Origin of the sequence: Streptomyces sp. E2N166 (assembly GCF_003671715.1) — a bacterium.
Classification (GTDB): domain Bacteria; phylum Actinomycetota; class Actinomycetes; order Streptomycetales; family Streptomycetaceae; genus Streptomyces; species Streptomyces thinghirensis.
On record NZ_RAIF01000006.1, the window covers coordinates 242,285 to 256,614 of the forward strand.

General features: G+C 70.9%; 9 protein-coding genes and 1 pseudogene. 4 read left to right on the forward strand and 6 right to left on the reverse strand.

Translation table 11 applies throughout. The annotated features are described in order from the left end of the window. The coding region (locus tag EBH09_RS01310; protein ID WP_153182594.1) for an ABC transporter ATP-binding protein at positions 1-1,594 on the reverse strand (1,594 nt) is incomplete at its 3' end. Positions 1,595-1,683: 89 nt separating this feature from the next. Then, entirely contained in the window at positions 1,684-3,234 is a 1,551-nt protein-coding gene (locus EBH09_RS01315) for an AfsR/SARP family transcriptional regulator (protein ID WP_238697140.1), read from the reverse strand. A gap of 1,867 nt (positions 3,235-5,101) precedes the next feature. On the opposite strand from EBH09_RS01315, the gene EBH09_RS01325 reads away from it, so the two are divergent. Beyond that, entirely contained in the window at positions 5,102-6,832 is a 1,731-nt protein-coding gene (locus EBH09_RS01325; protein WP_121745209.1) for a SpoIIE family protein phosphatase, read from the forward strand. A gap of 248 nt (positions 6,833-7,080) precedes the next feature. On the opposite strand, the gene EBH09_RS01330 is transcribed toward EBH09_RS01325, so the two are convergent. Both EBH09_RS01330 and EBH09_RS01335 read right to left on the reverse strand, forming a co-directional pair. Next, the gene (locus EBH09_RS01330) at positions 7,081-9,765 is read right to left on the reverse strand and encodes a SpoIIE family protein phosphatase (RefSeq protein ID WP_121745210.1); all 2,685 of its coding nucleotides are present in this window, start codon (positions 9,763-9,765) and stop codon (positions 7,081-7,083) included. Positions 9,766-9,769: 4 nt separating this feature from the next. After that, a pseudogene (locus tag EBH09_RS01335) lies at positions 9,770-10,177 on the reverse strand (GAF domain-containing protein); the annotation flags it as partial. A gap of 36 nt (positions 10,178-10,213) precedes the next feature. Between EBH09_RS01335 and EBH09_RS38420 the strand changes: the two are divergent. After that, on the forward strand, positions 10,214-10,369 hold the full coding sequence (locus EBH09_RS38420; protein ID WP_238697141.1) for a hypothetical protein: 156 nt from the start codon (positions 10,214-10,216) through the stop codon (positions 10,367-10,369). Here EBH09_RS38420 and EBH09_RS01340 read toward each other — a convergent pair. Beyond that, positions 10,339-11,235, reverse strand: coding sequence for an MBL fold metallo-hydrolase (locus EBH09_RS01340; protein ID WP_121745211.1), 897 nt, complete (start codon positions 11,233-11,235; stop codon positions 10,339-10,341). The genes EBH09_RS38420 and EBH09_RS01340 overlap by 31 nt on opposite strands. A gap of 49 nt (positions 11,236-11,284) precedes the next feature. After that, positions 11,285-12,583 (reverse strand): MFS transporter, encoded by a 1,299-nt coding sequence (locus EBH09_RS01345; protein WP_121745212.1) that lies wholly within the window; start codon positions 12,581-12,583, stop codon positions 11,285-11,287. A 128-nt stretch (positions 12,584-12,711) separates the two neighbouring features. On the opposite strand from EBH09_RS01345, the gene EBH09_RS01350 reads away from it, so the two are divergent. After that, entirely contained in the window at positions 12,712-12,921 is a 210-nt protein-coding gene (locus EBH09_RS01350; RefSeq protein ID WP_121745213.1) for a hypothetical protein, read from the forward strand. Then, positions 12,908-14,299, forward strand: coding sequence for an amidase (locus EBH09_RS01355; protein ID WP_121745214.1), 1,392 nt, complete (start codon positions 12,908-12,910; stop codon positions 14,297-14,299). Before EBH09_RS01350 ends, EBH09_RS01355 begins: the two co-directional genes overlap by 14 nt. Positions 14,300-14,330 lie beyond the last annotated feature (31 nt).

Here is a 14,330-nt window from a genome sequence, read left to right on the forward strand (position 1 = left end):
GGAACGTACGGGCCAGGGCCAGGCGTTGGCGCTCACCACCGGACAGCAGCACTCCCGCCTCACCGACGGCGGCGTCCAGGCCGAGCGAGCCGCGCTCTACCACGTCGGTGAGGTTGACGCCCGCGAGGACCTTGAGCATGTCTTCTTCGGTGGCGTGCGGCGCCGCCAGCGAAAGGTTGTCGCGCAGCGTGCCGGCGAGCACGGGGGCTTCCTGCTCCACGTAGCCGAGCCTGCGGCGCAGTTCGGAGCGGGGAATGTCGCGCACGTCGTCGCCGTACACCCGCAGGCTTCCGCCGGTGACGTCGTAGAAACGCTCCACGAGGGACAGCAGGGTCGTCTTGCCCGCGCCGGAGGGCCCGACGAGCGCGCTTCTGGTGCCGCGGGGGACAGTGAAGCTGACCTCGCTGAGCACCGGTTCGCCGCCCGGATAGCCGAAGCTGACCCCGGAGAACTCGATGGCCGGTGGCTCCTCCTCGGCCGTGGCCGGTTCGGCGCGTTCGCGCACGTTGAGCGTGGCGACCGGGTCCGTCCGGTCCGTGCCGCTCTCCAGCGGCAGGACCAGGACCTCCTCGATCCGGTGCAGCGCGGCCAGGCCGCTCTGCAGCCGGGTGTAGGCGCCCAGCGCCCGGCCGAGCGGAAACCAGAGGGTGAACAGGAACAGGATGAAGGCGACCAAGTCGCCGATGGTCATCGCACCGCTCGCGACCCGCGCGCCGCCCAGGCCGAGTACGATCAGGAAGGCGGCCTGGATCGTGGTGGACGTGAGCGGGGTGATCATCGCCTGGAGTCTGGCGATGCGCAGGCCCGCCGCGTAGGCGGACTTGGCGGTGCCGTCGATCGTCTGGGCCTCGCGCTCCTCGGCCCGGCTGGCACGGATCGTACGCACCGCCGACACGGAGCGTTCCACTGCAGAGGTCATCTCCCCCACCCGGGTCTGCACCACGGCGGAGGCGCCACGGACGCGCCGGGCCAGCCCCACGACCGCGGCGACGCCGGCGGCGATGCCCAGGGCGGTGGCGCCGAACAGCACCGGATCCAGCAGCAGCATGGCCACGGCGGAGCCGACCACCAGGACCACGCTGGTCGCGGCCTCGAAGACGCCGGAGGTGACGACGGCACGGAGCAGCGTGGTGTCCGCGCCCACCCGGGAGAGCAGATCACCGGTGCGGCGCCGGTCGAACTCGGCGATCGGCAGTCGTAGCAGCCGCCCAACGAGCCTGCGCCGGGCGGTGAGCACCATGCCCTCCGCCGTACGCTGCAGAAGGTAGTCCCGGCATCCGCCGACGACGGCCGCACCCAGCAGGATGACCAGCAGGCCGATGATCAAGCGGTTGACGCCGGCGCCATGCTCCATCCTCTCCAGCAGCTCCCGGGTGAGCAGCGGCTGTGCGAGTGTGCCCAGCGTCTCCAGGAGCGAGAGCAACGCCACGACCACCAGGGTTCCCCAGTAGGCCCGCAGGTAGGGCCCGAGCGACCGCAGTCCGACCGGGGCCGGCTCCTTGGCCGGTGGACCACCGGGCTCGCCACCGTCGCCCGGATCCGCTCCTGGCGGCGGGCTCGACACGGGCCGGCGGCCGGCGGACCGAGCGGACATCGACACTGTCACCTTGGTGTTCCTCCGTCGCTCAGACCTGGGTGTGCGTCACGGACGCTAGGCGGCATGGCTATCGGGGCGCTATCGGTTCAGCATCCCGAGGACACAGGGAGCGTGGAGGCCGCGGTCTCCCGTGCGTGCAGGCGCAGCAGTTCCTGGAGTCGGTAGCGGCGGCCGGAGACACCGCCGCCGTCCGCGGCGACCTCCAGCAGGTGGGTGTCCAGGAGCCGTTCGATGGTGTCCTCCGCCTCGGCGAGCGGCAGCCCCAGCGCGTCGGCGGCCTCCCGTACGTCGAAGTCCACGCTCTGCCCAGCGCCGAGCACCCGGTAGGCGCGCGCCGCCGCGGCGTCCAGGCTGCCGTAGCCGCACTCCAGCCGGGCGCGTACGGAGTACTCGCCGTGGCTGAGTTCGGCCAGCCGCCTGCGCGGGTTCTCCAGTCGGGCCAAGAGGTCGGCGACCCTCCAGTGCGGCTTGTTCACCAGACGGGCGCCGGCCGCACGGAGGGCGAGCGGATGGTGGTCGCACAGTTCGGCGAGCCTGACGGTCGCCGGGTCGCGGTCGATCCGGCGATCCCGTACGACGCCGCTCAGAAGTCTCACCGAGTCCATCTGCCGCAACTGGCCAAGGCACAGCCGCAGTGGGCTGCCGCTGTGGATGAGCCCTTGGAGTTCGGTACGGCCGGTGACCAGGGCACAGGACCTGCCGTTGCCCGGGAGCAGGGGGCGCAGTTGGCGGAAGGAGTGCACGTCGTTGAGGATCACCAGGGTCCGCCTGCCCCGCAGCACGGTGCGGTAGAGGGCGGCGCACTCCTCAAGGCTGCCCGGTATGCGCTCGGGCTCCACGCCCAGACCGCGCAGGAAGCGCTGCAGCACAACCTGGGGGGACAGCGGCTGACCGGCCTCCTGCAGGTCGGCGTAGAGCGTGCCGTCGGGGAAGTGTGCGGCTGCCCGGTGTGCCCAGTGGATCGCCAAGGCCGTCTTGCCGACCCCCGGGGCCCCGGTGACGAAGCCGATCCCCACGGCGTCGTTGTCGGAGCGTTCCGCGAGCAGGTCGTCCAGTTCGCTCAGCTCGTCCTCGCGGCCGACGAACGCCCCGATGTTCGACGGCAGCTGGGCCGGGCTGGGCCAGTTCCCGGACGGCTCGGCCGAGGTGGGTGCGGCGCTCGCCGGTCCGGCTGCCGGGCCCAGCGCGGCGGAGTCGTCGCGCAGGACGGCGTGGTGCAGTTCCTGCAGCTCCGTGCCCGGTTCCAGACCGAGCTCCGCCACGAACTCCCGGCGCCCCTCGCGGAACGTACGCAGTGCTTCGACGCGCTGCCCCGAGCGGTACTGGGCCAGCATCAGCTGTGTCAGGAAGCGCTCCCTGAAGGGGTTCTCCCGTACCAGAGTGCTGAGTTCGCTCAGCAACGTCTGGTGCTCGCCAGCTTTCAGGCGCAGCGCCATGTACTGCTCGATGGCGAGCAGGCGCTGCTCTTCCAGGCGCATCGCCTCCGTCTCGGCAGCCCGTGAGGAGACGCCGTCCAGCGCCGGACCTCGCCACAGACCCAGTGCATCCCGTAGCAGGGCGATGGCCTGCCCCCGTCCTCCCTGCTCCGTGGCGCGCTGTGCGGACTCCACCCCGCGCATGAACTCAACTGTTTCCATGCTGAGTTCACCCGTGACCAGCTTGTATCCGGGCGCGGCTGTCACGATGACCTGATGGGGAACGCCAACGGTACGGAAGACTTTGCGAAGCGCTGCCACACAGATCGCGATCTGCGCCCGTCCGGTGCTCGGGGGGTCGCCGTTCCAGACCTCCTCTATCAGGTAGTCGACGGAGATGACTCGCTCCGGGGACAACATGAGGGTGGCCAGCACGGCGCGCTGGCGAGGGCCGCCGACAGATACGGCGTGGCCGTTGAACCTGACTTCGAGTGGCCCCAGAAGCCCTAACTCAAGCCTTCCTTTCCGGGTGGGCAGCGCACCCTGGAGGGAATTGGCACTACGTTCAGCAAGGAGAGAAGAGTGCACAGTGGACAACTACCCGACTCCTTTTGCCATATAAGGGGATTCGACCACGAGCAGTGGAAACACATCGACTGCCGGGCTGGCGGACACGCGAGCATCGAACTCACCCACCGGGCCTCCTCGCAGCACTTCCCCCTCTCCCCTTCCGAACGAATGCGTTGTCTGCCGTGGTATCGGTCGGGGTGTTCTGGGCGGACATCACGATGCTCACAGGATGGAAAGGTGAATTCCTCCTGCCGATCACCGTTCGAGGGCCCGCTGGAGAAAACGTCGGCAAGTAGCTCTTCTTGACGAAGATCTCCTCATACAAGTAATCGATCTCATGTCGATTGACCTCTTGTGCGCGCGCACCGTCGATCCCCATACCCACTCCCCCCGACACGACCGTCTGCGGCGGTCTTCCCCCTGAACGTCCGTGACCCGATGTCATGCCAGTGATCTGCTGCGGGCAGGCGACGACACGTGGAAGGTACCCGGGGTACCGCGCATGTTGTGACGGTCGTTCGACCGACAGTTCAAGGACGAACCGCTTGCCATGGAGTTGCGGGTCAGCGTTCGGTCGGTACGGCGGTGGCGCCGATCGCGGCAGAGCGGCGAACGGCGAGCCGTGCGGTGGAACGGGGCCGCGAGCCGACCGAAGCCGAGCGAGGTCCTGTTCGCGGTGCTGGAGCAGAAGTCGGTCACGGGACCTGCCCCGCACGGCGGACCGGACCAGAACATAACCTGAAGCGGATCAAGACGCTCATCGGCGTCGGTTCCACCGGAACATCGCCCTGTCCAGTATCGCCCAGATGCCGCGGCGGCACGGCCGGAACCACCGGATACCGGCGCGCAGCGCGGTAGAACGCAACAAGCAGGCGGTGGCCGGCAGGGCGAAGACAACCTGGCCGACCGTGGAAGGCCGGTGCGAGTCATACGGAAGTTCATGCGGATACCCCGGAGGCATGGTGGTGTTGGGGACAGGCTCGGCGGGTCGGGTCTCCGGGGCAACCTGAAGAGTTCCAGGGTGGCGGTCCAGTTCCCACCAGCTGAACGGTCTTGCCGGCAGGCGTCAGCCACACACCCCAGCACCCTGCGACAGTGTTGAGCAGCGGCAGGCCGCTGCCGGGAACTTCCCCCGAAGCGTGGACACCGTCTGCTGTGCGGCAGGCCAGCGTTCTTTCCTTCCGGTCGGTGCTGTCGTCTCGGTGACGGCCCCGCCCATAGACTTTAGGGTCATCGTGGGCTTCGGACTTTGTCATCCGTGCCGGGGAATTGGTCAGTAGTGCACGGGGTCAGACCCTTGGACGCGCGGGCCGGGCCAGGCCGAGCAGACCATTGGCATGGCGCCACCGCAGGCAGGCGTGGACAGCGCCGTTCGGGCTGGGGAATGCTGCAGGGTTGGGTGACACCCGACCCGGCTCACCAAGACGCGGGCCGAGCCGTGCAGGGAAGACGAGATTGCGGTGCATGCCATCCTCCAGTTGGGGTACTCGCTCCAATTCGGCTTGAACAGAGGAGGGGCATGGACGACGTCGCCGCTCCAGGTAGGGAAGGTGCAGCCCTGTCCGGTAACCAGGCGTGTTCGGACGACGCGCTCGACGGACCGCTGGAGAATCTCCGGGCGTCCGCCATCGCGGTCGATGACGACGGCCTCATCGTCGCAGTCAACAGCGCGACCCAGACCCTGCTGGGCAGGGAAGCCTCAGAACTCGTAGGTCAGGACTTCCACGACCTGCTGCGCCGGGACAGGTACGGGCACTCGGTGCCGCGCACGCGCTGCCCGATCAGAAAGGCGCTCCTCATGGGCGTCACCGGGCATGGTGACGCCGAGTGGTTCGCCCGAGGGGACGGCACTCTGGTCCGGTTGTCCTGGCTGATCACGCCCTACACACCCGATCCGAGCAGGACAGGTGCGCTGGCGCTGCTGTACGAGGCCAAGGAGCCGGACCTGCACCACAGCGATGGCGAGCACTCCGCGCCGCTGACGGATCTGGACCGCCTGGCGCTGCTGGCGGAGACGACCACGCAGCTCACATCCACCCTGGACGTGGAAGAGGCACTGCACCGCCTGGCGGCCCTGACCGTTCCTCGGCTCGCGGACTGGGCCGTGTTCGACTTGCTCACCGAACGTGACGAAGTACGACGTGTTCTCGTGATGGAGCACAAGGACGGCATTCTCGTCGAGCGGGAAGACCTGCAAGGCCCGATGCCTCCCGTGCCGGCAGAGTCGCCGATGCCCCTGTCGCGGGCCCTGCGCGGCGCCGCCTCCTCCCTCGCCGGCCCCGCCACATACCAAGGTCCGCCCGACTCCGGCATCGCGGTCGAGCAGCAGCGCCTGTTCACCGCGACAGGAATGCACTCAGCCGTCATCGCACCGATTCGCGGACTGCGCGACGTACTCGGGGCCCTGACCCTGGGCCGCGCCCAGCGCCATGACGCCTTCACCCCGGCCGACCTGCCGCTGCTGGAGGACCTCACCCGCCGGGCGGGCCTGGCACTGGACAACGCGCGCCTGTACCAGCGCCAGCGCAAAGTCGCCGAAACCATGCAGCGCCACCTGCTGCCCCAGCTGCCCGTCCTGCCCGGGCTGGAGATGACCGCGCGCTACGTACCCGCTCCGGACGCCTCATCCGTGGGCGGTGACTGGTACGACGCCTTCGCACTGGCCACCCACGCCCACGCCTTGGTCATCGGCGACGTCGTCGGACACGATCTCGACGCCGCATCCGGCATGGCGCAGGTCCGCAACATGCTGCGCGCCTTCGCCTGGTCCCACCCCGAGGCCGCCCCCAGCGCCGTCGTCACACGGCTCGACGAGGCTGTGATGCACATAGCCGAGGTACCCATGGCCACCATGATCCTGGCCAGGCTCACACTCGGCGACGACACACTGTGGCGTCTGCGCTGGACGAACGCCGGCCACCCGCCGCCCCTGCTGATCACCCACGACGGTCGGGCCCGCTACCTCAACGAGGCTCACGGCATACTCCTCGGAACCGGAGTCACCAGACCTCGCCCCGACGCCGTCACCGTCCTGCCACCCCAGGCCACGCTCCTGCTCTACACCGACGGACTGGTCGAATCCCCGCACCGCTCCATCGATCACGGGCTTGACCGGTTGCGCCGACACGCGGCCTCACTCGCCCACCGCCCCCTCGACTCCTTCTGCGACCTGCTGCTGGACCAGGTCCGCCCCAGTGACAACGATGACGACGTCGCCCTGATCGCGCTGCGCACACCCCCGACCCCATGACGGCGCGAGCCCTGCACTGCCCCGCCAGCCGGGCGTACCTCGTAGCCGAGTTACCGGGGCGCAGCCCGCTTGGCACAACGCCGTACGAGCTGACGCGCGTCGACGCACGGTGCCCCGGGCCGACGCCGTCTGCCCCGGACGCGGAATTTGATCGACCCGGCCCACAACTCCTGCCTGCCGGCTCCCAGCGGACGTCCCGTGCGCCGAGCTGAGCGGTGGTAGAGGCGACGTACCGCACCCGTGCCGCCTCAGCCGGGGGCGGCGGGCGGCGCGGGGCGGACGGCGAGGACGGCGATGTCGTCGTCGTTGTCGGCGCCGAGTCCGATGAGCAGCTCGTCGCAGAACACGTCGAGGGGTTCACGTGCCAGGTCGGAGGCGCGCCGGCGGAGACGCTCCATCCCGGCGTCCAGGGATTCGCCGCGCCGTTCGATGAGTCCGTCGGTGTACAGCAGCAGGGTCGAGTGAGGCGGGATCATGTCCGTCGCGCTGGGACGCTGCGCGTCGGGGTCCATGCCGAGCAGCAATCCCGAGCCGGCGTCCAGGTAGCGGGTCCGGCCGTCAGGGGCGGTCAGCAGTGGCGGCAGGTGCCCGGCGGAGGAGTGCACCAGCTCCCAGGGGCCGTCCGTGCCGCCGCGGACGAGACCGTAGATGCACGTGGCGGTGGCCTCCCGGTCGAGAGTGTGGTTGGCCATGTCCAGGCGGCGCAGGACTACTTCCGGGGGCTCCTGGCGGTCGACCGCGATACCGCGCAGCATGCTGCGCAGCTGGCTCATGACGACGGCTGCCTCGAGGTCGTGCCCGGTGACGTCGCCGATGACCAGCGCCGTCTCCCCGTTGGGGACGACGAAGCAGTCGTACCAGTCCCCACCGACCTGGGCGGTCGTGGAGGATGCGGCGTAACGGGCGGCCAGCTGGAGGTGCCCGACGTTGGGCAGTACGGGCAGCAGTGAGCGCTGGAGTCGTTCGGCGATGTTGCGGGTTTCCTGGTACAGACGGGCGTTGTCCACGCCCAGGGCGAGGCCGCGGCACAGTTCGTCGACCAGGGACAGGTCCTCTTCCGTGAAGGGCTGCCGCCCGTCGCCACGGGCCACGGTAAGGGCTCCGATGACCTGACGCCGCGCCCGCAGCGGGGCGACGATGGCACTGTGGGCGCGCAGATGTCCCAACAGATCGAGGTAGTGCGTGTCCAGAGGCCCCGCCGACTGGCTCGGTGGCGGAGCTCCGGTGAGCAGCAAGGGCCCGGCTCCGCGCAGGACACGGGCCAACGGGCCGCGGGCGGCATCGGTCACGGGCGGGATCAGGCCCTCGTGTCGCTCGGGGCGGAGACCATGAGGGGTGCGGTGGACGACGCAGATCCGTTGCACCTGGGCGTCGTCCGCGAACAGGTCCACGGCACACCAGTCGGCCAGCCGTTCGGTCATGAGCCTGCCCGCGCCCCGCAGCCCCTCCTCCGTGTCGGGGGTGTGGCTCATGACGGTACTCGTGGTGACCAGCAGGGAGAGGCGTTCCAGGGCCGATAGGCCGACGTGGTCCAGGTCGTTCCTCGGGGCGCCTGCCGCCGCACCGTCGCGGCCGCCGTCAAGGACAGCCTCGCCTCCCGGCAGCTCCGAGGACGTGCCGCGCGGGTCCTGCGCCGCAGCCGGGCGGCTGCGGCCGGGAGGCGCCTTGGCCGTAGCAGGGGGTGCGGAGGCCCTGGGGGTGAGCTGGGCGACGAAGACGGTGTGGCCGTCGGTCGTCTCCTGGGTCTGGATGAACAGCCGGACGGGGACCAGACCGCCGTCGCGGTGCAGTGCCGGGAGCGGGATCGAGCGGCCCAGGATACGGGGCTGCCCGCTGAGCAACAGGGAGGTGAACGCCGTGAGATGGCGTTCGCGCAGATGTTCCGGGATCAGCGCGGTGAGTGGCCGTCCCATGAGGTCGTCCGCCTGCCAGCCGAGCATGTCCGCCGCCGGTCCGTTCGCCGCGATGATGCGGTTGCGCTCGTCGGCGGCGATGGTCGGGACCCTGCTGGACCGCACCTGCGCGGCGTCCCACGGCACCAGCTCCACGGGGCTGGCGCCGGGCTCGCGCGGCACCACGGTCCACGCGGTGGCGGGGCCGCCGGCGAGCTGGCCGATGATCTGGTCGAACAGCCACTGCTGGAAGACATCGCTGCGGGGAAGTCTCGGCAGGGTGAGGAAACGCTCGTCGCGGGCCGCTTTCTCGGCGAGTTCGAGCACGCGGCGCAGGGTCTCCACGGCCGGCCCGGCGTCCGCCGGCAGCCGCACGCAAAGGGACGGGGCCTCCTTCTCGGCGGACCCCCGGCGCAGGGCAGCCGTCACCCGCGCGCTGATCAGGCTGCTCACGTCCTGGGCGGTGGTGAGGTCCTCCGGCGGCACGCCGAGATCGAAGCCCGCCGCCGCGGCGAGCATCGTCTCGCGCAGCAACGTGTGACGCTGCTGCTGGGACGCGACGTACAGCGCGCCCGGCATGTCGATGAGCGTCACACGCTCACCGGAGTCGGGCGGCTCGGCGGGCCCCCAGTCAGCCACCCGCGGTGGCGTTCCGTCGGGTCCCAGTTCGAACCAGACGGTCTTGCTCGCCTCGTCCGCCTCGACGCCGTACCGGGACGCCAGTCGGCCGACGACGGCGAGTCCCTGTCCCGTCCCGGTGTACGCGGAACATTCCTGCGGCAGCAGCTTCCGGTCCGGCCGCTGATCCCGCACGCGCACATGGACCGTGCCGTCCTCGACGCGGGCCGACACGTCGATGTCCGTCCGGGCATGCAACAAGGCGTTCGTCACCAGCTCGCTCACCAGGAGCTCGACGGTGTCCACCAGGACCGGCGCGACGCCGTCGACAGCGGCCCGCACGAAGCGCCGCGCCTCCGCCACGCTCTGTGGCCGCCGCGGCAACCGTCGCGACGACGCCCCCGCGCCCTTGAGGTCGCCCATGCCCTCAGTCTGCCGCAGGCACCTGGACCTCGCGGCCGTGCCCGGCAGACGGGTGAGCCCTGCGGCACGGGCGCAGGGGCCGGTGGGGCGCCCTCGACGCACGCCATGGTCCACGGCCCGGCGACCCCAGTGGCCTTGGCGCCGCGCTCACGGGGTACCGGCGGGCGCTGTCCGGGCTCAGTGCGGCCCGGGCCGGCAGTTCCTCGGCAAGGAGCCGGCCGTTCTCGGCGAACGGCGTCGGGTTCGACGTCCGTACGAAGACCGCAACGCCAAGGAGGACGCCTCGGGTGTGGATCGGGAGGATCAGCAGCGAGTGCACGCCGTACTCGCGGATCTTCGCGGCCCGCGCCGGGTCCTTGGCCGGCCAGGTGTCATGCGAGGTGGCGAGCTGGGGATCCAGCAGGGGACGGCCCGTGTACGTCCCCGCCGGCGCTGGAGGATGTCCCTGGTGACGATCATCGCCGTGTACCCCTGTGCCCTGGTCTACGACGGGCTTTTCGCCGAGTACTTCCGTACGTGGCCGCCGGCGGCGCGCACGATGGTCTTCTCCCTCGTGCCGGCACCGTTGCTCACCTATGCCCCGGGGACGCTCTCCAGCCGGTAGGCGTCCTCGTGGGCGACCACGCGGCCGGCGGTGGGCGGTGCGAAGTGGGTGCCGAGGAGAAGGGTGTCCGTGCCGACGAGGGAGCCGAGCAGCTTGCGGCGGGTGGCCTCGGACTGCCGTGGGTCGATGTCGACGCAGGCGCCGATGGCGGGGTGGGCGAGCTGGACGGGGTGGTGCACGCAGTCGCCGGAGATCAGCGCCGTCTCCCCCTGACTGGTCAGTTCCACGGCGACGTGGCCGGGAGTGTGGCCGGGTGTCGGGATCAACCGCAGGCCGGGGGCGATCTCGGCTCCCTCGTGCGGGACGTCGACCGTGCTCAGCAGACCCGCCTGTTCGACCGGGATGACGGAGTCGCGGAACATCTGTTCGCGTGCCTCGTCCATGTCGTACGTGGCCCAGAACTCCCGCTCGGCGCTGGAGGTGAGGTAGCGGGCGTTGGGGAAGGTGGGGATCCATTCGCCGTTCACCTGCCGGGTGTTCCAGCCGACGTGATCGGCGTGCAGGTGAGTGAGGATCACCAGGTCGACGGAGTCCGGGGGGAAACCGGCGGCGGTGAGGCGCTCCAGGAAGTCGGTCCGCAGGTTGTGCCAGGCCGGGTTGGCCCGCTCCTTGCCGTTGCCGACGCCGGTGTCGACGAGAACGCGAAGCCCGTTCACGACGAACGCGAAGCTGTGGCTGTCGATGTGCAGAATTCCGTCCTGGCCGGCGAAGTGGGGGTGCAGCCAGTCCTGGGCGGCCACCACGTCAGGGGTGGCGTCGGGCAGCAGCCAGGGCCCGGTCGTGGACGGCAGGGCGACTTCGTCGATCCGGTGGACGGTGACGCCGCCCACGGTCCAGGAGGGGGTGACGGCGGGGGAAGCGTGCATGGTGTTTCGTTTCCTTCGTTCTCGTCAGCGGAAGCGGTCGGGTTCTGTCTCAGTGGGAACGGTCGGCTTGGGGGCGGGCCGCCCCGCGTCGTGACGCGGTGAGCGCCGCCAGGGCCGCCAGGGCGAGGAGAGCTGCGGTGATGACGTAGGCGTGTGCGGTGGTCCCCAGCCCGTAGTGCTGGGTGGCGGCGCCCGCGGCGACGGCGGGCAGGCTCATGGAGAGATAGCTGAGGATGTAGTAGGCGGCCAGTGTCGCGGCGCGGTCCCGCTCGTCGAGCGAGGCGAGGAGCATGCGCAGCGCCCCCTGGGAAACGGCGCCGAAGGCGATGCCTGCCAGCACCGCGCCGCCGTAGACGGCGGGCAGCCCTGCGCCGTGCAGACCGCTCAGGGTCAGGGCCGCGGCGGGGAGGACGGACAGGCAGCCGCCGATCGCCGTGGCACGGGGCGGCCTGCGCCGCAGCGCCCATACGGTGAGCGCGGCGGTGGCGGTGAGGGTGAAGAAGACCATGCCGCGGGCTGCTTGCGGGGCGCCGGGGGCCACCAGGCGTACGAGAGCCGGGCCGAGGGAGGAGTAGAAGCCGCCCAGCGCCCAGACGGTGCCGACAGCGGTGCCCGCGGCCAGCAGGGTGCGCCGGGCCGGGGGCGGGACGCTGACCCGCGGGCGCAGCGACCGCAGCGCTCCCGCGTGAGGGTCGGCGGTCTCCGTGCTGAAGGTGACCGCGATCGCCTGGGCGAGGAACAACGCCGCCGGCAGAACGTAGACGGTGACGGTGGGGGCGGGGGCGAAACGGACGAGCAGGATGGAGACGAGCACGCCGGTGGCCATGCCGGCAACCGGGGTGACGCTGTTGGCCAGGGCGGACCGGCCTGGGCGCCGGGGGTTTTCCAGGTCGAGGAGCGCCGCGCCCGCGGCACTGGTGGCCGCGCCGGTGGCCGCTCCTTGCAGGACCCGGGCGATGGTCAGAGAGCCCGCACCGTCCGCTGAGGCCAGGAGGGCCATGGAGGCGGCCGCCATGAGCAGGGCGCCTGCCAGGACGGGGCGTCGCCCCAGGTGGTCGGAGAGCGCTCCGGTGGTGAGCAGGGCCAGCAACAGGGCCAGGGCGTACGCGCTGAAGACCACGGTGACGGCGAGCGCGGAGAGGCCCCACTGGTCCTGGTAGAGAGGGTAGAGCGGGGTCGGCGCACTGGACGCGGCCAGGAGGGCCGCGAGTATCGACACGTCGAGGGCGAAAGAGGCCGTGCGCCTCTTCCTCCGGGTGCGGGCGTCCTGGTCAGCGACGTGCGCGAGTGCGTCGGAGCTCGCGGGTGCGTCGGCCACCGCTTGAACGTCGGAGATGACGCCGGACATGGAACTCCTTCCGTAAAAGCAACGCATTTGCTTTAACTCGACCGTAGGCCCTACGGTCGAGTTAAAGCAAACTGTTAGCTTTTGCCGTGGGGTGCTCGGCTGCCGTGCCCCCTGATCAGGAGAAACCTGTGACCTCCGTCGACCTCACGCCGCCCGAGGCCGCCCGCTGGGCCGCCCGTGCCGGACTTCCGCTGCCCGATGACCGCCACGCCGCTGTCGCCGCCACCGCCAACCACATCCACTCCGTCGTCGCGGTCCTGCGTGAGCTGGACTTCGGGGACGCCCCGCCCGCCGGCGCCTACCGCGCCGGAAAGGAGAAGCACGATGCAGCCGTATGAGCTGACCCTCGCCGACGCCGCGCAGCAGATCCGAGCCCGCCGGCTCTCCCCCGTCGAGCTGGTGGACTCGGTCCTCGACCGCATCGACCAGGTGGACCCGCACGTCGAGGCGTACGTCGCGGTCACCGCCGAACAGGCCCGCGGCGCGGCGCGGGAGGCCGAGCAGGAAGCGGCCCGCGGCGTGTTCCGGGGACCGCTGCACGGTGTCCCGGCCGGGCTCAAGGACCTCATCGACGTCGCCGGTTCGCCCACCAGCGCCAGTTCCCGGGTCCGGGCCGGCCACCGCGCCGCCGCCGACAGCACGGTCGCCGCCCGGCTGCGGGCCGCAGGCTCCGTCCTGGTCGGCAAGACCCACACCCACGAGTTCGCCTACGGCCTGACCACCCCGCAGACCGGCAACGCCTGGGACCGCGGCCGGGTCGCGGGAGGCTCCAGCGGCGGATCCGCCGTCGCGGTGGCGGCCGGGGCGGCGACCTTCGCCCTCGGCACCGACACCGGCGGGTCGATCCGGGTTCCCGCCGCGCTGAACGGAGTCGTCGGCTTCAAGCCGACCTACGGGCTGGTGCCGCGCCACGGCGTCACGTCGCTGTCCTGGTCGCTGGACCACGTCGGCCCGGTCACCCGCACCGTCGAGGACGCGGCCCTGGTCCTGACCGTCCTCGCCGGGCACGACCCGCGTGACCCCGCGTCGCTGGACGCCCCCGCCGTCGATCACCGGCCGGAACGGGAGCCCGACCTGACGGGCGTGCGCGTCGGGGTACCGCGCAATTACTACTTCGACCACGTCGACGCCGAGGTGGAGAGCGCCGTCCGCCGGGGCATCGCACAGCTGGAGACGCTCGGCGCCCGTCTCATCGAGATCGACATCCCGATGACCCGGTACATCCAGGCCACCCAGTGGGGACTGATGGTGCCGGAGGCCACCGCCTATCACCAGGGCACGTTGCGTACGGTCCCCGAGCTGTACCAGACGGACGTCCGCATCCTTTTGGAGGCCGGTGAGCTGATGGGCGCGGGCGACTATCTGCGTGCCCAGCGCTCTCGGACGCTCATGCGGGAGGAATGGGCCCGCGTTCTGGAGAAGGTCGACGTGATCGCCGCCCCGGCGGTCCCGATGACCGCGGTGAAGGCCGGTCAGGAGAGCGTCACCTGGTCCGACGGCTCGACCGAGGCGGTCTCCGACGCCTACGTGCGTCTGTCCTCCCCGGCCAACATCACCGGAGTGCCCGCTCTGTCCGTCCCGGTGGGCAACGACACGGCGGGCATGCCGATCGGCATGCAGCTGCTCGGACGGCCCTTCGGCGAGCGGCAGTTGCTGCGGGTGGGCCACGCCTACGAGCGGACGCAGTCCGCCCGATCGCTCGCGCCGGCCGGCTGAGACGGCGTGCGGGCCGGACGGCTTCGGCCCG

Bases quoted from the DNA above. Each gene is read 5' to 3' on its own strand.
- EBH09_RS01325 (WP_121745209.1), top strand. From the start codon at position 5,102: ATGGACGACGTCGCCGCTCCAGGTAGGGAAGGTGCAGCCCTGTCCGGT.
- EBH09_RS01330 (WP_121745210.1), bottom strand. From the start codon at position 9,765: ATGGGCGACCTCAAGGGCGCGGGGGCGTCGTCGCGACGGTTGCCGCGG.
- EBH09_RS01345 (WP_121745212.1), bottom strand. From the start codon at position 12,583: ATGTCCGGCGTCATCTCCGACGTTCAAGCGGTGGCCGACGCACCCGCG.
- EBH09_RS01340 (WP_121745211.1), bottom strand. From the start codon at position 11,235: ATGCACGCTTCCCCCGCCGTCACCCCCTCCTGGACCGTGGGCGGCGTC.
- EBH09_RS01315 (WP_238697140.1), bottom strand. From the start codon at position 3,234: ATGGAAACAGTTGAGTTCATGCGCGGGGTGGAGTCCGCACAGCGCGCC.
- EBH09_RS01355 (WP_121745214.1), top strand. From the start codon at position 12,908: ATGCAGCCGTATGAGCTGACCCTCGCCGACGCCGCGCAGCAGATCCGA.